The sequence below is a fragment of the Photorhabdus aballayi genome (assembly GCF_026153155.1).
GTDB classification, from domain to species: Bacteria; Pseudomonadota; Gammaproteobacteria; order Enterobacterales; family Enterobacteriaceae; genus Photorhabdus; species Photorhabdus luminescens.
The window spans coordinates 1-21,843 of the sequence record NZ_JAPFCD010000070.1 but is presented as its reverse complement, the minus strand read 5'-3'; the positions used below and the strand labels follow the sequence as shown (position 1 = coordinate 21,843).

The 21,843-nt window shown below is 43.3% G+C and carries 16 protein-coding genes and 1 pseudogene; 13 read left to right on the top strand and 4 right to left on the bottom strand.

The window, feature by feature from the left end; translation table 11 throughout:
- Together OO184_RS22310 and OO184_RS22305 are read left to right on the top strand one after the other, a co-directional pair.
- The coding region (locus OO184_RS22310) for a transposase (protein ID WP_265381061.1) at window positions 1–311 on the top strand (311 nt) is incomplete at its 5' end.
- A gap of 211 nt (window positions 312–522) precedes the next feature.
- A complete protein-coding gene (locus OO184_RS22305; protein ID WP_265381060.1) occupies window positions 523–1,083 on the top strand; it encodes a rhomboid family intramembrane serine protease in 561 nt (186 codons plus the stop codon).
- Between the two features lie 61 nt (window positions 1,084–1,144).
- On the opposite strand, the gene OO184_RS22300 is transcribed toward OO184_RS22305, so the two are convergent.
- The 4 genes from OO184_RS22300 to OO184_RS22285 all read right to left on the bottom strand — a co-directional run bounded on the left by OO184_RS22300 (window position 1,145) and on the right by OO184_RS22285 (window position 6,913).
- On the bottom strand, window positions 1,145–2,593 hold the full coding sequence (locus tag OO184_RS22300; RefSeq protein WP_265381059.1) for a flavin-containing monooxygenase: 1,449 nt from the start codon (window positions 2,591–2,593) through the stop codon (window positions 1,145–1,147).
- Between the two features lie 534 nt (window positions 2,594–3,127).
- Window positions 3,128–4,141: a fucose-binding lectin II gene (locus OO184_RS22295; protein ID WP_265381058.1), complete on the bottom strand. Its 1,014-nt coding sequence runs from the start codon at window positions 4,139–4,141 to the stop codon at window positions 3,128–3,130.
- A gap of 412 nt (window positions 4,142–4,553) precedes the next feature.
- Entirely contained in the window at window positions 4,554–5,564 is a 1,011-nt protein-coding gene (locus OO184_RS22290; protein WP_265381057.1) for a fucose-binding lectin II, read from the bottom strand.
- Between the two features lie 410 nt (window positions 5,565–5,974).
- On the bottom strand, window positions 5,975–6,913 hold the full coding sequence (locus OO184_RS22285) for a fucose-binding lectin II (protein WP_265381056.1): 939 nt from the start codon (window positions 6,911–6,913) through the stop codon (window positions 5,975–5,977).
- Window positions 6,914–7,294: 381 nt separating this feature from the next.
- On the opposite strand from OO184_RS22285, the gene OO184_RS22280 reads away from it, so the two are divergent.
- From OO184_RS22280 to OO184_RS22230, 11 genes and pseudogenes are all read left to right on the top strand, one after another.
- Window positions 7,295–8,518, top strand: a complete 1,224-nt coding sequence (locus OO184_RS22280; protein WP_265381055.1) for an MFS transporter — start codon at window positions 7,295–7,297, stop codon at window positions 8,516–8,518.
- A 279-nt stretch (window positions 8,519–8,797) separates the two neighbouring features.
- A complete protein-coding gene (locus OO184_RS22275) occupies window positions 8,798–9,238 on the top strand; it encodes a hypothetical protein (protein ID WP_265381054.1) in 441 nt (146 codons plus the stop codon).
- Window positions 9,239–10,102: 864 nt separating this feature from the next.
- Window positions 10,103–10,177, top strand: a pseudogene (locus OO184_RS22270) (type VI secretion system contractile sheath small subunit); the annotation flags it as partial.
- Window positions 10,178–10,220: 43 nt separating this feature from the next.
- On the top strand, window positions 10,221–11,753 hold the full coding sequence (gene tssC, locus OO184_RS22265; RefSeq protein WP_265381053.1) for a type VI secretion system contractile sheath large subunit: 1,533 nt from the start codon (window positions 10,221–10,223) through the stop codon (window positions 11,751–11,753).
- Window positions 11,754–11,773: 20 nt separating this feature from the next.
- The gene (tssK, locus tag OO184_RS22260; protein ID WP_265381062.1) at window positions 11,774–13,132 is read left to right on the top strand and encodes a type VI secretion system baseplate subunit TssK; all 1,359 of its coding nucleotides are present in this window, start codon (window positions 11,774–11,776) and stop codon (window positions 13,130–13,132) included.
- The gene (gene tssL / locus OO184_RS22255; protein WP_265381052.1) at window positions 13,129–13,773 is read left to right on the top strand and encodes a type VI secretion system protein TssL, short form; all 645 of its coding nucleotides are present in this window, start codon (window positions 13,129–13,131) and stop codon (window positions 13,771–13,773) included. The genes tssK and tssL overlap by 4 nt, the downstream gene beginning before the upstream one ends.
- Before the next feature lie 16 nt (window positions 13,774–13,789).
- Window positions 13,790–15,505 carry an OmpA family protein gene (locus tag OO184_RS22250; RefSeq protein WP_265381051.1) on the top strand — a complete coding sequence of 572 codons (1,716 nt, stop codon included), beginning with the start codon at window positions 13,790–13,792 and terminating at the stop codon, window positions 15,503–15,505.
- 166 nt (window positions 15,506–15,671) lie between these two features.
- Window positions 15,672–18,419 carry a type VI secretion system ATPase TssH gene (tssH, locus tag OO184_RS22245; RefSeq protein WP_265381050.1) on the top strand — a complete coding sequence of 916 codons (2,748 nt, stop codon included), beginning with the start codon at window positions 15,672–15,674 and terminating at the stop codon, window positions 18,417–18,419.
- 123 nt (window positions 18,420–18,542) lie between these two features.
- Window positions 18,543–18,947 (top strand): cytochrome c oxidase assembly factor Coa1 family protein, encoded by a 405-nt coding sequence (locus OO184_RS22240; RefSeq protein WP_265381049.1) that lies wholly within the window; start codon window positions 18,543–18,545, stop codon window positions 18,945–18,947.
- 193 nt (window positions 18,948–19,140) lie between these two features.
- On the top strand, window positions 19,141–19,512 hold the full coding sequence (locus OO184_RS22235; RefSeq protein WP_265381048.1) for a hypothetical protein: 372 nt from the start codon (window positions 19,141–19,143) through the stop codon (window positions 19,510–19,512).
- Between the two features lie 636 nt (window positions 19,513–20,148).
- Window positions 20,149–21,843 (top strand): type VI secretion system Vgr family protein (locus tag OO184_RS22230; RefSeq protein ID WP_265381047.1); only part of this gene is annotated, 1,695 nt, incomplete at its 3' end.

The window sequence follows — 21,843 nt, the reverse complement described above, 5'->3', positions numbered from 1 at the left end:
AGGGCAATAGAAACTATAGTGATACTAGGAAAAACCAAAAACATTATTTTCATGCTGAAACTCTCACATTGATTTTGGATAATTACTGTATCCATAAAAGCCGACAGGTCAGTGATTGGTTGGCCCGTCATCCTAAATTTAACCTATTGTTTTTACCTGTTTATTCTCTCCGGCTGAATAAAATTGAGCGTCTGTGGCAATCCTTGCATGAAACGGTGACACGAAATCATGGCTGTCAGTATATGTGGCAGTTGCTTGAGAAAGTGAAAACGTTTTTAAATTCATCCCCCTACATGAATAGCAGAGAATAAAAAGAGTGGGTGTCCATATAAGTTATTTATGATTGTTTTTTATCACCAAACCGAATTGGTTGTGTCAAAATAGAATTTAGTTTTTACATCAAAACTGTTAAATTCCAAACTTTCGGGATATAGTGGTTGTCGTAGTGTCAACTTTGACAATAATACCTTTATTGAGACAAAGTTCATTTTGATTTCCAATAAATCATAAGGCAACAACACAGTGAAAACAGGGCTAAAACAACGCTTTCATATGCTAATAGGATTAGCAGCAATACTGATCATAATCCAATTATTTGATACTTTAACCGGTGGCGCACTAAGTCATTTCGGCATCATTCCCCGACACGCTCAAGGGTTAATTGGTATTCCATTATCTCCATTCTTACATGGTAGCTGGGGGCATTTGTTCAGCAATCTCCCCGCATTATTAGTATTGAGTGCGTTATTGATGGCCCATTCTATTCGTTATTATGTGATAGCCAGCTTGTTTATTATCTTTGTGGGCGGAACATTAGTTTGGTTATTTGGACGTTCGGCTATTCATATTGGTGCCAGCGGATGGATTTTTGGTTTATGGGGATTGCTGCTGGCTAACGCTTTTTTCCTGAGAAGAGTAAAAGATTTCTTCTTTGCGATTCTCGTGTTTGTATATTATGGTGGGATTGTGTTTGGCTTGTTACCGTGGCAAACGAATATTTCAACGGAAGGCCATATTTTTGGCGCGATATCTGGGCTGGTTTTTTCTTGGTTATCGAAGAGATGGGTAATAACGAACCATTAGTTTTATGGTATTGGGGATAAGTAGATTATCCCCATTTCAGATAATTATTAATTTCGTGCGGTTATGTCCATTTCAAACCCGCATCATCTACAGGTTGTCCTAAAACTTGTTTATCTTTTTTGTAATCATGCGGAACCTGCCAGTTTGAACTGCGTCCCTGACGAGGAAGTAAGTCTTCTGCACGTTTTACATAACCAGCTTGCAAGGCGCTAAAAATATGTTCGTTCTCCTGCATCTCACCCGGCTGAGCGTGTGGTGTCACGACTGTAGCGCCACGACGATCCATCTCGTTCAACAAACGGCAGATATAATCCGCAGATAGATCAACTTTCAACGTCCAGGCGTTATTGATATAACCAAACAGACAGGCAAAATTAGGGACATTCTGTATCAACGTGCCCTTATAAAGCATGCGATCATGACCTTGTTGCTTTTGCCCATCAATAGAGAGTTCAACTCCGCCAAGAAAATGTAATTGCAGTCCAGTAGAGCTAACAATAATATCCGCTGGTAATTCCTTGCCGGATTGTAATGAAATACCGTTTTCAGTTATGCGTTCAATATTGTCAGTAACGATAGAGGCTTTACCTTCTTTCAGTACCTTAAATAGGTTATTACTGGGAATAAAACAGAGCCGTTCATCCCACGGCATATATTTTGGCGTCAAGTGCTTCATGTCAAAATCTGGGCCGACGCGTTTGCGAGCAGATGACAGCAAAAATGATTTCAATAAATTAGGTAAATGTCGACTCGTTTTATAAACTAAGCGCTGTAGAAAGAGATTGCGATTTCTACTCAATGTGTAAATCCAGCGCTGTGGAATAATGCCTTTGCAGAACTCTGCTATCTTATCTCTTCCAGGGATTGACAGAATATAACTCGGAGAGCGCTGTAGCATCGTGATATGTGCAGTATCATTTGCCATTGCTGGAAGTAAAGTCACTGCTGTCGCTCCACTACCAATCACAACAACCCGCTTTCCTTTGTAATTCAATTCTTCAGGCCAGTGTTGAGGGTGAATTACCGGGCCTTTAAAATCTTCAATGCCGGGGAATTTAGGTAAATGAGGTTCATCATAGTTATAATAACCGGTTGCAGCGACGAGAAAACGACAGGTAAATTGCCGAGTTTCCCCATTGATTTCGTCAACCGCGGTAACGGTCCACTGGCGAGTCGCATTGGACCAGTCAGTATGCGTGATTTTTAGTCCAAACTGTATTTTGTCATTAATTTCATACTCTTTTGCTGTTGCATCAATATAACTTCTAATTGAAGGCCCATCGGCAAAAATACTGGTGTCTGTCCAGGGGCGGAATTTATAGCCATAGCTCATCATATCTGAATCTGAGCGAATGCCCGGATAGCGAAATAAATCCCAAGTACCGCCTATTGTCTGGCGACGTTCTAAGATAATAAACGTCTTATCAGGACATTTCTTTGTTAAATGACATGCTGTACCAATGCCCGCAATACCAGCGCCAATAATCAAAACATCATAATGGTTACTCACTGTATCTCTCCTACAAGGTCATTTTTTGATGAGTTGAAACTCACCAGACTAAAGCAACGTGATTCTTGTCGTTATTGACAGTAGCATAGCAATATGAAATTGCTTTAGTCTTACATTGCTTATTACAAGCGTTGAACGTGTCAATATTCCCTGCCGCCACAAATAAATAATTAGCTTGAGAATATTTTCACCCTTCAATATAAATATTGGATGCCGTATTTAAGTCACGTTATAAACGAAACAAACACAGCCAAAAGTTTGTTTAAACATTTTTGTCGGCTCTTGAGCCAATATTGTATGATGCAAGGATTTTGAAGTGAACCCGACAGAACCTGGCGGAAGGGAGAGCAGATACATTTTATTGATTGAATATCTTCCCAAAGTTTAGAACTTGGCTATTCATGGGGAGATTTTTCGGTTAATTCGATAAAATAATCCAGAGAACAGGATATTCTCTGAATTATTTTAAAAATGTGAAGTTGTTCAAGGGAATTTAATTTTTACTTATTGCTGACTAATGTTTCCTAATCATTTTCATGTTAGGGGCCAGTTTAATACCACCACGCTATCATTATAATTGCCCTCGGTACCATTTTCAGCGCCAATAATGATTGAGCCGGGTTTTCCGTCAAGGGTATTATAGGCGTAACGGAGTTTACAAGGTTTGCCGTCCCCTGTAATTTCAATACAGATTTTACCTGTACCGGATGTATAGGCTTTAGTCGCCATCAGATTATCTGTTCCTTTACCGGTTAATGTATCTACCAGACGGTCGTCGATATAGACTTTTACCGTTTGCCGATGAATATCGGTATTAGAATAGGCTATCAGGCCGAATCGAATACTTTGAGGTAATTGGAAACAGTGTTTACCGGTGTCATTAGTATCACATATTCCACCACAACCCCCACTATTGCCTCGGTCACTGCCTAATAAATCGGGATCAACTGACACTGCTGCTTGAATTTTTTTGAATGGACCTCCGGTATAATGAGAAATGGGAGCCGGTCCATAATCAATAGCATTCGATTTTAGGTTAAACCGGATATAATTACCTCCTTTGAAGAGATCAATACGAGAATATATTCTCTGTACAGCCGCATCTAAATTGGTACTGAATTCTGTGTATTTCTTTGTAATGCCCCATCTGGCTGAGATAGAGTTTCGTTTAATCGTATGTGAATTCACAGCGTAATCGATACAATCACTGCCTTTGAAGAAGCAAACAATATTTGTTGTAAATTCTGTGGCTGCATCTATCCCATTTTCGAATTCGGTTCCTTTCAGTCCTGGCCATCCCTCTGAGATAAACTTAGGCCCATCAGTTACCTTAGCTTTGGCGATATTGAATTTAACATATTGAGAGCCTTTGAAAAAATATAAATAACCATTTAAATTAATCACATCGTCAATATTTCTTTGAAACTCGACAGGCAAGTTATGCCAATCGTTACTGATAGGTTTAGGATAGTTAATGTCTGGTTTTTTTGATATCTCATTATATCTCGCGTTATCTGCATTAAGGAATAAATAGACGCTTGAGTTCATTGATATATATCCTTCATAGTTTTTAAATTTATAATTTATTTTGCATATTTATTAAATTTACTGTTCATAGATAAAATATAGCAATAGTGACATCAATACTATTTGACGAAACAGAAAAATTTACTCCATAGAAACTAATGGAAAAGATAGATTATGGCAATATTATATATTGATGAGTTATTTATTGATTTAATAATGTTGTTTTTTTGCAAAAATATAAATATATACTAAGAGATAAGTTTTATATTGTGAGATTAAGTTGCAAAACATTATTTTTTATGTGTTTTAACAATAACATATTAAAATTATATTAGTTTGATAATGTTTTTATATAAAAAGCGGCATAATACCGCTTTAATTTATTGATGGTTTTATTTTTACCTAAAATAGAACTCACTAAGAAATTCTTAATTCACACCAATGGCCAATTTAATACCACGACGCAGTCATTGTAGTTACTCTTGGTACCGTTTTCAGCACCGATAGTCGCTGTCCCCGGTTTTCCATCGAGAGTATTATAGGAGTAGCGAAGTTTGCAGGGTTTGCCATCTCCTTCAATCTCAATACAGACTTTGCCTGTACCGGATGTATAGGCTTTAGTCGCCATCAGATTATCTGTTCCTTTGCCGGTTAGTGTATCTACCAGCAGATCGTCAATATAGACTTTTACCGTTTGCCGATGAATATCGGTATTAGAATAGGCTATCAAGCCAAATCGAATACTTTGAGGTAACTGGAAACAGTGTTTACCAGTATTATTAGTGCCACATGTTCCGCTACAGCTGCCACTATTGCCTCGGTCACTGCCTAATAAATCGGTGTCAATCAATACTGCTGCTTGAGTTGTTTTGAAGGCCCCACCGGTGTAATTAGTGACAGGGGCCGGCCCATATACAGGGTTTGATTGTGGATTAAATACGATATAATGATTGTCTTTGAAGAAAGCAATTAAAGAATTTATTCTCCATGTCGCAGCGTCCAGGTTTTTACTAAATGCCGTGTATTTCTTTGTTACTTCCCATCTGTCTGAGATAGATTTTCGCTTAATTGTGTGAGAGTTTACGGTATAATCAATACAATCACTACCTTTAAAGAAGCAAACGCTATTTGTTGTTAATTCTATGGCTGCATCTATTCCATTTTCGAATTCGGTTCCTCTCAATCCGGGCCAGCCATCTACAATAAATTTGGGGCCATCAGTTACTTTAGCTTTTGCAATATCGAATTTAACATATTGCGAGCCTTTAAAAAAATATAAATAACCATTTAAATTAATTACATCGTCAATATGTTGTTGGAATTCTACCGGAAGATCGGGCCAATCATTACTGATAGGTTTAGGGTAGTTTGTATCTACTTTACGTAATGTGTCATTATATCTGCCGTTATCTGCATTAAGGAATAAATAGACATGTAGGTTCATTAATGTATATCCTTCATGGTTTTTGAGTTTTTTATTAATTTTTCATATTTGTTAAATTTCCTGTTCATAGATAAAGAATAGCAATAATGATATTAAGACTATATGGTGAAACAGAAAAATTTACACTATAAAAATTAATGGAAAAGATAGATTGTGGCAATATTATATATTAATAGATTGTTTACTGATTTAATGATGTTGTTTGTTTTCAAAAATATAAATATATACTAAGGGATAATATTCATATTATATAGTTAAGATGAAAAACACTATTTTTTGTTTTATTTTTGTGTTTTAACAATAACATATTAAAAATATATTAGTTTGATAATGTTTTTATATAAAAAGCGGCATAATACCGCTTTAATTTATTAATGATTTTTATAATGAAATTAACAGGGTGTTTTTAATTAATTCACCAGAGGCCAATTCAATACGACTACACTATCGTTGTAATTATTATTGGAATCATTTTCAGCACCAATAATGACTGAGCCGGGTTTTCCATCGAGGGTATTATAGGCGTAACGGAGTTTACAAGGTTTGCCATCCCCGATAATTTCAATACAGACTTTACCTGTACCGGATGTATAGGCTTTAGTCTCTGTTGCTTTGCCGGTTAATGTATCTACCAGAAGATCGTCAATATACACTTTTACTGTTTGTTGATGGATAATTGTATTCGTATAAGCTATCAGACCAAATCGAATACTTTGAGGTATCTGGAAGCAATATTTACCGCCGTCACTAGTGCCGCATTCTCCAGCACAATTGGAAGGTTTGGTAACCGGGAGACAAGGATCTTTAACTTGTGTCATTTTCCACAGGCCGGTATAAGGTTTGCGGAGGTTATTAGCAGAAGTATATACATGACATACTGTTTCAGGAATGCCAACCCAACCATTGGTATCAAGAAAGCCTCTGGTTCCCCATCGGTTGTACAGCGTAATGCTTTCATCTTCTTTGATTTTCCCATCTATAGATGGCATGTCAGAATAAATAATCCACTCTAAGGTTTCTGGACGAATGTTTTTATCTGATGTGTGTATCGGGTATATTTCACCTTCTGGAACCTGTTGACTTGAGGATTGATAATGTCCTAAGTAGCCGCCATCACATTGATAAAGATTATGCAGTAAAATAGTATCATTGTTAATGACTTCACTGCCGATAGGTTTGCCTGTTCCTGATTCAATCCGCCAGAATTTTCCTGCCGCCGTGGTGGTTATCACAGAATGTTTTCCATCTGAAATACCACTCGTTCCATATACACTAAGATATCCGCCATCCCAGTTTCTGAAACTATTTAATATTTTTACGGTATCGCCATATTTAAGTATATTTGCCATGATCTCTCCAGAGGATGTGTTATTTATTGCTAATCATTGATATATCTCTAATTTCATCATGCTATTGTTGCATAACCTTTTAAATTGCTTCAGGGGTCAGCAAGGTATTTTGCTTTTTATGATTCTTAATAGAGATAGTAATCCCACCAATAGAGTATCAATCATAAGATGATGGGAGAAAGGCCGAGCATTTGTGACTTACTCCTAACAATGAACAGAGCCTGGAAATTGCCATGACTTGATGATTCTGTTTTGCTGCTATCAGCGCCACATCAAGCTTGGCTACGCTAGACGTTCATAGTGATGCTACACGGCGCTTTTTTTTGCTCTGTATGTGATGTAAATTGCTTACCACGTCGATGAAATTTAAGCCAATAGGAATTGGAACTCATAATGTCGAAGTTAATTGGAAATAATCAGGTAGTTGGAACTAATAATATAGTTGTTATTGCGATGGTTGTTGCATTAGTTCAATTTATTAATGCATTAGAGTACATGATGGTAACTCCGCTTTTTGTTTATATGTCGAAAGATTTTCACATGCCTGTTACGATGGCCGGAGTTATTGCGGGTGTTTATGTTTTTTCCTCGGTATTTTCTGGCCTGACATCCTTTTTCTTTATTGATCGCTTTAATAAAAGAAAGGTTCTCATTTTAAACACACTGTTTCTCGGCCTGATTACGTTCCTGACGATTTTCTCTTCGGAACCATACCAACTTATTCTGTTACGTATCATTGCCGGTCTGTTTGGTGGTGTGACATTGGGAGTAGGTATTGGGATATTACTGAATAACTCCCCGGAAAGTATGCGAGGAAGGGTGTTGGCAATTGCGTTTTCATCTTTTTCATTCGTTAGCATTTTAGGTATACCATTGTGCTTATATTTGGCCGAGAGTTTTAACTGGAAAGTCTCCTTTTTATTGATCGTTATTTTATGCATCGTGAGTATACCTCTAATCCTCTTGTTTATTCCAGGAGCAGAGAAAGTAAAAAGTAGTCAGAACAAAATTGTGCTGACCAAAAAAATAACATTAGCTGGAATGGCAAGTGGTGTCAGTAATTTTAGTCCCTTCATGCTTATTCCGATACTTGCTCCGTTATTAACCAATGTGTTTTATATCCCGGAAAATCAGGTTTCACTGGTATTCTTTTGCGGTGGTATTGCGTCCTGGTTGGGTACTTATTTAACCGGGAAGCTTTGCGATAAATATCCTCCTCAGCGAATTACCATTGCTGCGGCGACTTTATTTATTGTCAATATCTTTCTAGGATTGACGGGAAAAGTAGATGGATATGTTTTCTTCTCACTTTTTATGTTTGCAACTTATGTGCAGGTGATGGCGGCAAACGTACTTGCTTCTTATGCTTCGACACCTGAAAACCGTGCAGGTTTTGGCGCCCTTCAGATGGCATTTTCCAATTTAGGCGCCGGTGTGGTGTTCTTTTTCTCCTCTATCTTCTTAGACGGTAAGGAGATTATTGCTGAAAATGTGCGGCCTATTTTCATACTGACTATGGTTAGCGCCCTGATATTACCTATATATGTAATGAAATTAGCTCAGGTGATGAAAAGTGGGACGAAAAATTTAATGAATAATGCTTAGCGTAACAGTTAAGGGAAAATAACGATAGATATGTGATCTAGCCTTAATGGTAAAATAGCGATTTTGCGCTATATTTGAATTTAAGGCTAATCATTGATATAAGAATACTAGCGTGATTAGTAAGAGTTAAATGTTGTTTGAAGTGTAATGTCACCGGAGGAAATTAATGTTATAAGGATAATTTTGGTCAATGCTGGATGACAGTGTGCGAAAGGATGAAGTTATTATAAATCCTATCATAATTATTATTGAACTTACTAATTGATATAGGTGAATAAAATGGAACGAAAATCAAATAACACTCATAATAAACCAGCCATTAATATTATCGCGGGAGTGACAAATATTAAATCTATTTATAATAAAATGCCTTGTAAAGTTGTTGTTGAACATGGCTATGTTGCCAGGAAAAATTTTTCTGTGGAGAAGATGTCTGAATGGCATGGCGATTTATGGGCTCCCTGGATAGGTGATAAATATGAACTTAATAAAGCAATTCATATTTATACGGAAAGGGGATTGAGATCTGAATTCAGATTTAATATTTGGATATTTCAGGATTATTGGAATCCACCAAATGAAAATGCGGTTAAATATTCCATAAATAGGGAATTTAGTTACGATGATGCATTAGAGATCCCTGGTAATAATCGAGGTGGTGGAAATAAAATCCTAACGTTAGAATTTAATGATAATAATATTAATCTGGAAATGGTATAGCGTTATGTGCGATAGAGTTCTGTATCAATAAACAGCCGTTGAAATGCGAGCATTTCTTCGCGTGTTGTTCAGTATTTTAATTACATTATTGATAGTTTACTTGATTGACTATCAAGTAAGTTTTTATTCGAACTAATAATTAACTTATCGAAATGCTGATACGCGTAGAAATCGCTTATCTCTCTAATGATTATCTATACACTATTTATCTTATTAAACTATTTCATTTATCTATTATTGTAATAAAGAGTCAATCTGGTTAAACAGGTGAATGATGTAAATTATTTGCCATGTATAGCGTGTATGTTAATACGCTTTTTGATGGAAAACTCCCTATAAGGAATAATGTAATTAATAATCAATATCATTTAGGGGAAAAATATTAAATAAAGTCGTGAAACAATAATAACAATTATTCGATATTTATCGCTTATTTTTACTGATTATTACATATTGTTACAATTTGAAACAAATTAAGAATTGAAAATAGTAACAATTATAATTAGTTATAAAATGTCATTAAGAATTTCCTAGATTTCATTTATTTTTATTTAATTGTGTCTTGTTTAACTTCTGTTGATGTTATCCCTCTTATTATCTATATAAGATTAAATTTTTCTTTGTTGGATGTTTTACTGCTGTAATTCTGTATTAGGATGCGTATTAAGTTGTGGTTATTTTGCATGGGTCGATTTTGTTAGAGAGTTCGTCAATTCAGATGCCATTATTCGTTCCCTCATAATTTGTGTGTCCGTTTAATTACCGATTCATAACTATCTGATAAAGCATGTTATTCCAGTAAATTATCATGCCATGACCATGATATTTTTATTTTGTTTTTGGTAGTAAAGGAAGGCGTCATCAGTGACCTCAAGTTTTCAAAATGAAGTTCCTAAGGTGCGTATTAATATTAAATTTGATCTACATACTGGCGGTGCATTGTCACATTATTTTTCACAAGATTTTAAGTAAAGGTATTTGAATGACTGTACAAGAGCAGGCTACATCTTCTGTGGCGACGGCCAACCATCATGCAGGTGGGGTTTACCCGTCTTTGTTTGAGAAAATCAATTTACGTCCGGTGGAGCGATTGAGTGATATTGCATACTTTCATAACAAAGCTGCTCTGGCTAGTGTGACGGAGAATGAATGGGTGACGGCGGCGGTTAGCGTTCTTCTCGATCTGCTGAAAGACTCCGCTCAAAAAGTTGAACAGTTGGATAAAGCATTGCTGGATTTTGAGATCGGCGAATTGGATCGCAAAATTGGCTGTCAACTGGATGTGTTGATACATCAACCGGAATTCCAACGAGTGGAATCTGCCTGGCGAGGTTTGAAATTTTTGGTTGATCGAACAGATCTCGGTCAGAACGTCAAAATTGACGTGTTGGATGTAGCTAAGGATGATTTGCGGCAAGATTTTGACGATGCGCCGGAAATTGTTCAGAGCGGTTTCTATCGCCACACTTACATTCAGGAATATGACACACCGGGCGGCGAGCCGATTGGCGCAGTGATTGCCGACTATGAATTTAGTGCCGAATCGCAAGATATCACTTTATTGCGCAACATTGCCAAAGTTGCGGCAGCGTCGCATATGCCATTTATTACTGCCGCCGCGCCAGTCTTTTTTGGCAAAAAGAGCATGGATGAAGTGGCGATGATGAAAGATCTTGGTCACTATTTTGAGCGCGCAGAATGCACCCAGTGGAAATCTTTCCGTGACAGCGAAGATGCCCGTTATATAGGCCTCACCCTGCCAAGAGTGTTGGGACGTCTGCCATATGGCCCGGAGAGTGTGCCGGTGCGAACGTTTAATTATATCGAAGAGGTGAGCGGGCCGGATCGCAGTAAGTATTTGTGGACCAATGCCGCTTTTGCTTTTGCCGCCAATATGGTCAGGAGTTTTGTCAAAAATGGCTGGTGTGTGCAGATTCGTGGCCCGCAAGCCGGTGGTGTTGTCGCCGATTTACCGATCCATCTCTATAATCTGGGTACCGGTTATCGGGATAAGATCCCATCAGAAGTGCAGATCCCGGAAACCCGTGAATTTGAATTCGCCAATTTGGGTTTTATTCCGCTCTCTTACTACAAAAATCGCGGTTACGCCTGCTTTTTTTCTGCTCACTCCACGCAGAAGCCCGCCGTGTATGACACTGGCGAAGCCACGGCCAACAGTCGTATTAATGCGCGTCTGCCCTATATCTTCCTGCTGTCACGCATCGCCCATTACTTAAAGCTGATCCAGCGGGAAAACATTGGCACCACTAAAGATCGGCGTCTGCTCGAAATTGAACTGAATAGCTGGATCAACACACTGGTCACGGAGATGAATGATCCCACTGACGACATGCAGGCATCTCATCCGCTGCGTGAAGCACAGGTGGTGGTTGAGGATATTGATGACAACCCGGGATTCTTCCGAGTCAAGCTGTATGCGGTACCGCATTTTCAGGTGGAAGGGATTGACGTCAATTTATCTCTGGTTTCTCAGATGCCGAAAGCGAAATCGTAATTATTTTATTGGGAGTTATGATGAAAATTCTACGTCCTCTCTGGATTGAAGACGCCTTTTTAGCCCCTCAACAATTTCAGCAACAAGCGCGTTGGGAGGCATTGACTAACAATTGTATTGCGCACCTGGGGTTGATTCACCCTTGGGGAGTACTTGATATTCGGTTTGATCAGGAGGCGCTGCGCTTAAACCGCCTGAAAGTTCAGCATCTTAAGGTTCGTTTACAGGATGGGACGCTGATTGATACCGATTATGCTGACAATCTGCCCGCCGCCTGTGATTTACAGCAGGCGGCGTCGGCGGATATGCGTGCTGTTGAGGTATTGCTGGCATTACCGCTGGAGCATGCCAATGGCGGCAATTGCCGCCAGAGTAGTGAGAGTGTAGGGCCGGGGCAACCGCCGCTACGTTATCAGCAAGAGTGGATTGAGATACAGGATAAGTACGGCGATGGGCGTGAATCCATTGCGGTTGAACGCCATGCAATTTCCCTACGCTTTCAGCATGACCAGAATGAGGCTTATCTGACATGCCCGCTGGCGCGCTTAGTGCGTGACGGGCAAAGTGGTTGGATGCTGGATGATCGTTTCGTTCCGCCATTGCTCTCTTTTGCTGCTCATCCGCCATTGTTGGAACAGCTTGATCTGTTGTTGACTCAGCTACGTGCTAAGCGCACCCGTCTGATGGGAATGCGCCGTGAAAGCCATCAACGCATGGCGGATTTTGCGGTCGCGGATGTGTCACTGTTCTGGTTGTTGAATGCGCTTAACAGCTATGAACCGGTGTTGAATAATTTTAACGCTGAGCCTGCACTGCACCCGGAGATCGTCTACCGTGAATTGGTGAAATTAGCAGGCGCATTGTTAACCTTTTCACTGGAGAGCGATCTTGATGCGATCCCGGATTATCAACACAACCAACTAAGTGACGTTTTCCCGCCATTGATCCGGCTTATCAGTACATTACTTGAGGCGAGTCTGCCATCAAGGGTGGTTTCGATCGAGCTGGAAGTGGTGCGTGAAAATCAGTGGAGAGCATCACTTCATGATAGGCGATTGTGCGAAGAGGCCGATTTCTACCTCTCTGTGCGGTCGTCGATGCCAGCGCATCTGCTACAAACCCAGTTTCCGCAACTGTGTAAAGTGGGGGCGCCTGATGATGTTGAGCGGCTGATTAACCTGTCATTGAGCGGTATTCCTTTACATCCGCTTAGCCATGTACCGGCGGCGATCCCGTTGCGGTTGGAAAACCAATATTTTGCTTTCGATCTGAATAACCCGATGGCAAAAGCCATGTTGGAGGCAGGAAGTTGCGCCTTCTATGTGCCCGGTACCTTGTCGGGCGTTCAGTTAGAACTGTTTGCGGTATTACGTTCATGAATAAAGAGATCTTAATTGATGACCTGATGCTTGACATTGGGATGTTAGTGATTGCGCTAAAAAGTGGTGATAAATCGCTGCACGGTGAGGCGTTATATCAAAAAGGGGTTGAGTTGGTAGAAGAAGCACGGCAGCGATTAAGTACAAGTAGTATCAGCGAAGAAAACATGGCTCACATCATCTATGCCTTGTGTGCGTTGCTGGATGAAACCGTACTCAGACGCCCTGAGCGGGATAACGGCTATGAAACTTGGTCGAAAACGCCGTTGCAGACACGATTTTGCAATAGCAACCATGCGGGAGAACGGCTGTTTGAACGCATACGTCAAGTGTTGAATCAACCCCAACCTTCTTTGTTGGTATTAGCGGGTTTCCAGCGCATATTGGCACTGGGCTTTCAGGGAGGCGATCGGGAAAAGATCTCTCAGGAACGCCAGTCATTACTGGATATATTGACTGATCGTACTGGGGTAATGGCGGTGAAGCCTCATCAGATGATACGTACCCATGCAGACTGTTATCAGGACCGATATTGGCGTGCGCGATCTCCGTGGTTTTGGGGATGCTTGGCTGTAGCCGGAGTAACTTTGGCGTGGTGCGGTTTGCGTCTCTACCTTCGGCAATATTTGTCTGTTGGATAAGGCTAAGGAGAGCAAATTGAGTTGCGTACTAAAACGAGCGCTGTGGCTATTAGCTTGTATTCTGGCGGCGCTGTTATGTCTGTTTTTCTTGCCGTTAGGGAATGTGTCTGTTGCATTGTGGTTGGCCGCGATCTTGATGGTGGCGGTGATTGCTTGGTGGCGGGTGGGACGTACTACACCTGACATGTCCCATCAAACCGCCAGCATTTGCCGTTTGCTGACGGCATTACCTGCGGCCTCGTGGCGTCAGCCTGTGGTGCTAACCTGCGGAGATAGCGTGGCTGCGTTGTTTGCGGAAGAGCCGGTACGCTGCACGCCGCAGGGCTGTTTTATCTGCGTGCCGAGACAAAGTGAAATGAACGCACTGGTAGCAGCGATTCTTGCAGCCAGACCTGATTGGTGTAAGCAGATCAGCGTGCTATTAACACTCTTTCCTGAACAGCAACGCGATCATGCGGTGATGACGGCCAAGATCAGGGAATTTCGCTATCAGGTTGATCGTGTTACTCAACTGACCGCCCGTCATACACCGGTATTAATCGCAGGCTATCTTGATGGCGATACCAGCCCGTGGTTCGAGCTACAGGCAGACAGCCCGACAATGACAGTATGGGGAGAAAAACACGCCGCTGTTGGGATGAATATCTGGTTGACTGAAGGGGATGCACAGCAACGCATTGCACATTTACAACAGGCGATTGTCGTGGCGGCATGGCAACGCTGGATGGTGGAAAACGTCTTGGGCGAATGCCAATCACCGGAGTTGACCAGCCAGCCTTGTTACCCGATTGCAATGGCGTTGACATTTTTGCCACAAACGCCGCAGGCAAACAACTTGTGGACGAAATGGCTGGTCGATCGTACCACCTTACCCCGCATTAGCCACAGCATTGCTGAGGCGGTGAACGTATCGCCATTTCCCGATGCCATGTTACGCCTGTTGCCGCATCATGCTGGTCATACACCGCACCGACGAGCGGTCATTTGGGGCATCGGCCTGTTGAGTGGGTTTGTCTGTCTGGCGTTGACCGCTAGTGCCTGGAACAACGTGCGCTTGTTGCGCCAGATACGCAGTGATTTACAGCATTATCAGGTAGTTGACGTGAAAGATAATAGCGCGAAAGTTCAGGCTTACCATCAACTTAAGCTTGATGCGACATTGCTGGAGAAATATCAACGTGACGGCGAACCGATGCGCTTAGGGTTGGGGCTTTATTTAGGCGATCGCCTTTATACGCCGCTGATGGATGTGATTAACCATGCAGTGTTACCGGTATCTCCGCCTCCCGTGCCAAAGAGCGGCAAGCCATTGCCGCAGACATTGAACCTGAGCAGCATGTCGCTGTTTGACGTTGGACAGTCACGTCTTAAGCCAGAAGCGGCCAAAGTATTGGTGAACGCATTGATCGACATTAAAGCTAAACCGGGCTGGATGGTGGTGATAACCGGTCATACTGATTCGACCGGCGATGCTGCAAAAAACAGCGTGCTATCACTGGCGCGGGCCAAAGCAGTGCGAGATTGGATATTACAAACCAGTGACGTATCACCGGCTTGCCTTGTCGTAAAAGGCGAAGGCGCGACGCGGCCGATCGCTACCAACACAACCGCTGCGGGGCGTGCGGTCAATCGTAGGGTTGAAATCAGTCTAATGCCGCCGAGCGTAGCCGCCTGCCAACCATCACCAAGAGAAACACGATCTTTGGGAGCGCAATCAGATCTAACGCGCTAACAGGCTGCCATACGCGGGTATGGCAACGCATTTAATTCAGCGGATGAAGTGTTTGTTAAACGAAGAACTGGCAGGGAAAACCTCGCCAGACAGATAAATTTTTACCTGAGAATGGGGGCATTTGTTGAATGCCGCCTAACCTCTTAATGACAACTGGGACTTTAATATGGATACCGTATGTACTGCACTATTGTGCCGCTTAAATTCTTATTGCGCGCGGGCATTGGAAGCTGCCGCTGCATTTTGCCAGACACGGGCACATGCTGAAATCACGGTGGAACACTGGTTGCTCAAGCTGCTTGAAGGCGGCGAAGGCGATATTACGGTGGTTGCTCGACGTTATGAGTGGGATATGGATGCGTTGTGGCAATCGTTGCTGACGACGATTAACCGTTTGCCGCATAGCATTAATCAACGCCCACGGTTATCGAGCGACCTGTGTAGTTTGCTACAGGTTGCCTGGTGTGTCGCTTCTCTGGAAGAGGGTAATGAATCTATTCGCTCGGTACATCTTTTGCAGGTACTGCGCGGCCAACCGGCTTGGCTGCGTATCCATCATACCTGGCCGTTACTCAACCTGAATGTGACGCAACTACAACGTTTGCGCCCATTGCTGGATCAACAATCGGACGAACGCCCGGAGATACAGGTAGCGACGAGTCTGACGGCGGATGGATCAATCGCTGAAATTGAGGATAGCGACACCGATAAATATGTGCTTAATCGCCAGCCATTATCATCGGCTTTACAGAACGTATTGGACAAATTCACGTTGGATATCACAGCCAGAGCCGCTGAGGGGGTTATTGATCCGGTATTTGGTCGCGACAGCGAAATCCGCCAGATGATCGACATCCTATCGCGTCGGCGTAAAAACAACCCGATTTTGGTGGGAGAACCGGGAGTAGGGAAAACCGCGCTGGTGGAAGGATTGGCGCTGCGTATTGTTGAAGGCAATGTCCCTGACAGCCTAAAAACCGTCAGCGTGCGGATGCTGGATCTGGGTTTATTGCAGGCAGGGGCGGGGGTAAAAGGCGAATTTGAACAGAGACTGAAAAACGTCATTGAAGCGGTACAACAGTCGCCTGCCCCCATTCTGCTATTTATTGATGAAGCGCACACGCTGATTGGTACTGGTAATCAGGCGGGGGGCGCTGATGCTGCTAACCTGCTAAAACCTGCGCTGGCCCGAGGGGAATTACGCACGATTGCCGCCACCACTTGGTCGGAATACAAACAGTATTTTGAACGGGATGCTGCGTTGGAGCGGCGTTTTCAGACGATCAAAGTCGATGAACCGGACGATGAGACAGCTTGCCTGATGCTGCGTGGATTGAAAGCGCGTTACGCCCGCTATCATGGTGTACATATTCAGGAAGATGCAGTGAAAGCTGCTGTTACTTTATCTCGCCGTTATCTGACAGGGCGACAGCTACCGGATAAAGCGGTAGACCTGCTGGATACCGCCAGTGCGCGAGTCAGGATGGGCTTGGATACAGTACCGGAGGCATTGACGCGACTCCAATCCCAATTGACTGCGCTTGAGATAGAACAACAGGCGATCTTGGAAGATATCGCACTGGGGCAAGGCCATCATTCAGACCGTTTGGCACAAATTGACATGCAGCGCCATGAACTGTGTCGACAACAACAACAGCGAGATAAACAGTATCAACAGGAAAAACAGCTCACGCAACAGTTGCTCGATGCCCGGCAGGACATCAGTCGTCAGCATGATATAGCCCTGTTGCAACAGCAACTGGCGACACTACAACAAGGGCAGCCGTTACTCTCGTCGGATGTTGATGTGCGTTCGGTAGCAACAGTGATCGCTGATTGGACAGGCGTTCCATTAAGTAGCTTGTTGAAAGATGAACAGACCGGTTTGCTGCATTTGGAGCAGCATTTGGGGGAACGAGTTATTGGTCAGGGGACGGCGCTATGGGAAATCGCCCAACGTTTACGTGCCGCTAAAACCGGATTGACGCCGGAACAGGGGCCATTGGGCGTATTCCTGTTGGTTGGGCCGAGTGGGGTAGGGAAAACCGAAACCGCGCTGGCATTGGCGGATAACCTGTTTGGCGGAGCGCGTTCACTGATCACTATCAACCTATCGGAATATCAGGAACCGCATACCGTTTCTCAGCTTAAAGGTTCACCACCGGGTTATGTCGGATATGGTCAGGGGGGGATCTTAACGGAAGCGGTACGTAAACGCCCGTATAGTGTGGTGCTGTTAGATGAAGTGGAAAAAGCCCATCGTGACGTCATTAACCTGTTTTATCAGGTATTTGATCGTGGCTTTATGCGTGATGGCGAAGGGCGTGAAATCGATTTTCGCCATACGGTAATCTTAATGACCTCTAATCTGGGCAGTGATCAACTGATGGCGTTATTGGCGCAACAACCTGACGCCCCGAACGCGGTGTTGCATGAGCTGCTACATCCGATGCTGCGTGATCACTTCCAGCCAGCTCTGTTGGCTCGCTTTCAGACTGTAATTTACCGACCGTTACAGGCTGATGCGCTCAGACGCATTGTTGAAATCAAACTGGAACAAGTGACTAGACGTCTTCATAGCCATTACGGCCTGACTTGCACGGTGGAAAGCAGCCTTTGCGACACCTTAGTGAATGCTTGTCTATTGCCGGACAGTGGAGCGCGTAATATCGACAGCCTGCTTAACCAGCAAATTTTACCGGTGTTATCACAAGCGTTGTTGGAACGTCTGGCCCAGCACAATAAACCTGCTGGCGTGACGTTGGGTTTTGACGAAGAAGAAGGTATCACCCTAGCTTTTACTGATACTGAACCGGTTGCTTCATTGGATATCGAGGAAAAACAAGTAATGGTTATACCCTATGGATTTCAAGGTGCATCGCGACGGCAAAGGAGTGAATCCCCGGGAGCATAGAGAACTATGTGACCGGGGTGAGCGAGTGCAGCCAACAAAGAGGCAACTTGAAAGATAACGGGTATAAATGAATTATACGAAACTGTGCATAGGGTTTTGCCCTAATGAAAAGGTATTAAAGAGATGAAAGCAAAAAATGTAACTGAAAAACGCAATTGGTTGGCACGTAAATGGAAATTGATGATTGTCTGGTTTATTCCTGTTTTCATCGTAGGTGCATTTATGATTGTCATGGGCGTAATGAAATCTTCGGAGCCATATAAAAAAGCTTTATCGCTGGCACAAAGTAATCCTGTTGTGAAAAATATTTTAGGCCAGCCAATAGAAGCAGGCTGGTTTGTTTCCGGCAGTATTAACGAGAGAGAAGCGGAATTTGACATTTCTATAAAAGGAAATCGGTCTGGTGGTTCGGTGCATGTTGATGCAAATAAATATGCAGGATATTGGCGATATAAAAATATTACTGTTCAACCAGATTCAAGTGGACGATTGATCGATTTACTGGCAGTCGATAATCCCATGAAATAAAGATTGTTTTCTTTGTAACGTGTTATTAAAAAACGCTTGAGCCGATTTAATTTAATTGAAAAGTAATGAGAATCATTCTTAAAAAAGAAAATTAAGCAACGTAGAGTTAATGGTATTTTATTCTGTGCCATAAGATATTGTTTTCTCTATGTGGTTTTAGATTATTTCAAAGGGTTTCTATAAAGGTAAAAGTATGGGCTGGAATAACGCTATCATCGTAATCCTATGGCATTGGCTGGTTTCAGGCATGATTATTGTTTGCATCGGTATGACTTGCTATGTGTTCTGCTCTGGATACATCAGGTCGCAACAATGGCGGATAATTTTTGGTATGGTGGGGCTAATATGGCTGGCTGCATTTGGACTGCGGCTCAATCTCTTTGGTTGTCGGCTGGGAATATCTCGTTTTTGGCGTCAAGAACGCCAATATATTAATGAAGAGTGGCAAGGTTGGGCCAACCGATATATGGCTGTGTTACACAATGATGTATTTTTACCGGAGAAAGGGATTGCCACGATTGTCATGCAGGGTGAGGATATTATCGATGGCGTTATGCATAAATAATGCAATCTATTCTCATTCGCATAATATAACTGAGAATCATTCCTTTTTTACGCATCGGTAGCATATTGATGATAGTGAGTATTAATCATAAGGTGGTTTTTTTGATATTATTTAACCTGTTGAAAATAATATAAAAATAGACTTTATTTCAATGATTTTGAACGAAATTAATATAAGAAAGGTGAATTGATTTCATATTATTTAAATCAATGCAATCTTTTTATATAAACAAATTAAATCCTGTTTATATTTGGTTTAAATAGGATGAATTTTGCCGTTGGTATTAAGCAAATTGTGCTGTTTGATAAAAAAAGACTTGATCTTTATATTCACCCGCAGGGAGGATGTAAATTATTCAGTCACCCTATAGGTAATTAATGAGTCTATTAATTCGCGAGCAGATGACATGCCTTCGCGATTATTTTTATTCTGGTTAGCTCTCAATTAAGCAATACCGGCATCAATTGACTGTTCCCCGCATTTATCAGGGTTAACAACCGAGAATATATTCGGTTGGATTTTCGGGAGTTGAATTGACATAACCGCTTATAACTATTGGCACTTTATCGAAGAAGTGGGACGCCCTTTTCGCTGAGAGAACCGACCGTTTTATCTGATATCGGAGGAAAACCATTGATGGACAGAAAAATGCTGCGCGCCCGTCAGCGCCAGGCGAGTAAACCCGTGTTGCCGGGCCATGCCCGCTACCGGCTTGAAATCCGGCGCTGCAAGGCCGAACTGGAGGTGTTCAGCTTCACCGGGGAAGAACGCCTGTGCGCCCCGTATTGCTACACCATTGATTTCACCAGCCCGACCCGGGATATCGACCCGGCGGCGATGTTGAACAAACCGGCCACGTTTATCTTGCAGGCGCCGGAAAACCCGGAACAGGTGCGTAAAGTACACGGCGTCATCACCCGGTTTAACCGGCTGGCCGCCTCGGCGGATGAAACGCGCTATCAGGTCTGTCTGGAACCCTATCTGGCGTTGCTGCGCCATACCCGGCGCAGCGGGATTTATCAGCACCAGTCGGTCCCGGAAATTGTGGAAAAGATCCTGCGTGAACGACACGAATTTCGCGGGCAGGATTTTCTGTTCACGCTGGTGCGGGATTACCCAAAGCGGGAGCTGGTGGTGCAGTGGCAGGAGAGCGATCTGGACTTTATCCAGCGCATTCTGGCGGAAGTGGGGATCTGGTATCGCTTCGAAATGGACGGCCGTCTGGGGATCGAAGTGGTGCGGTTCGGGGATAACCAGCGCAATTATCAGTACGACGTGCGTTTACCATTACGTGACCCGGCGGGCATGAATCACAACGACCAAGACTCGGTGTGGGATTTGCACGTTGAACATCAGGTGGTAACGCAAAGTGTGAAGGTGCGGGACTACAACTACCGGGAAGCGGGCAATGATCTGCAATATCAGGTCGGCCGGGATCGGGATACCACCGTAGTTGGTGAAGTTTACCGTTATGGCGATAACTTTCTTGAGAAGGGAGAACAAATCCAACCGGCGCCGGAAACGGCGGGATTTTATGCCCGTCTACATCACGAGCGCGACCTGTACCGGCAGCATCTTATCAGCGGCAAAAGCTCCTCCCCGATGCTGGTCCCCGGCTTAGTGCTGGAGTTGGAAGGGGAAAGACCTGCCGCGGTGGGAAAAGCGGGGGTATTGATTGTCGCCATGCGAAGCAGCGCCCGGCGTGACAGCAACTATCTGGTCAGTTTTAGCGGCATTCCCTACAGCGAAATCCTGAGCTACCGGCCGGCGCTGAGAGAGCGGCCGGTGATTGCCGGTACGGTTCCGGCGCGGGTGACCAGCGACTGGCCGAACGACACCTACGGCCATATCGACATCACGGGCCGCTACCGCGTCAAATTTGATTTTGATTTGGATGAATGGCCGCTGGGGGGCGAAAGCCTGTGGGTGCGTTTAGCCCGGCCGTATGCCGGTAAAACTCACGGTTTTCACTGGCCGCTGATCCAGGGAACGGAAGTAGCGATCGCGTTTGAGCAGGGTAACCCGGACCGGCCCTACATCGCCCATGCGTTGCATGACTCCCGGCATGAAGACCACGTGACCCTCTACAACTACAGACGCAACGTGTTACGCACCCCGGCCAACAACAAACTGCGGATGGACGACGATCGCGGAAAAGAGCACATCAAACTGAGTACCGAATATGGCGGGAAAAGCCAGCTCAATCTGGGCCATCTGGTGGACGGACAAAGACCGCATCCCAACAAGCGCGGCGAAGGATTTGAGTTGCGCACCGACGACTGGGGAGCGATCCGGGCCGGGAAGGGGTTGTTTATCAGCGCGGATCAGCAG

Excerpts from the sequence above, each read along its gene's own strand:
- OO184_RS22295 (WP_265381058.1), bottom strand. The coding sequence starts at position 4,141 with ATGAACTCAAGCGTCTATTTATTCCTTAATGCAGATAACGCGAGATAT.
- OO184_RS22290 (WP_265381057.1), bottom strand. The coding sequence starts at position 5,564 with ATGAACCTACATGTCTATTTATTCCTTAATGCAGATAACGGCAGATAT.
- OO184_RS22285 (WP_265381056.1), bottom strand. The coding sequence starts at position 6,913 with ATGGCAAATATACTTAAATATGGCGATACCGTAAAAATATTAAATAGT.
- OO184_RS22275 (WP_265381054.1), top strand. The coding sequence starts at position 8,798 with ATGGAACGAAAATCAAATAACACTCATAATAAACCAGCCATTAATATT.
- tssC (WP_265381053.1), top strand. The coding sequence starts at position 10,221 with ATGACTGTACAAGAGCAGGCTACATCTTCTGTGGCGACGGCCAACCAT.
- tssK (WP_265381062.1), top strand. The coding sequence starts at position 11,774 with ATGAAAATTCTACGTCCTCTCTGGATTGAAGACGCCTTTTTAGCCCCT.
- tssL (WP_265381052.1), top strand. The coding sequence starts at position 13,129 with ATGAATAAAGAGATCTTAATTGATGACCTGATGCTTGACATTGGGATG.
- tssH (WP_265381050.1), top strand. The coding sequence starts at position 15,672 with ATGGATACCGTATGTACTGCACTATTGTGCCGCTTAAATTCTTATTGC.
- OO184_RS22240 (WP_265381049.1), top strand. The coding sequence starts at position 18,543 with ATGAAAGCAAAAAATGTAACTGAAAAACGCAATTGGTTGGCACGTAAA.
- OO184_RS22235 (WP_265381048.1), top strand. The coding sequence starts at position 19,141 with ATGGGCTGGAATAACGCTATCATCGTAATCCTATGGCATTGGCTGGTT.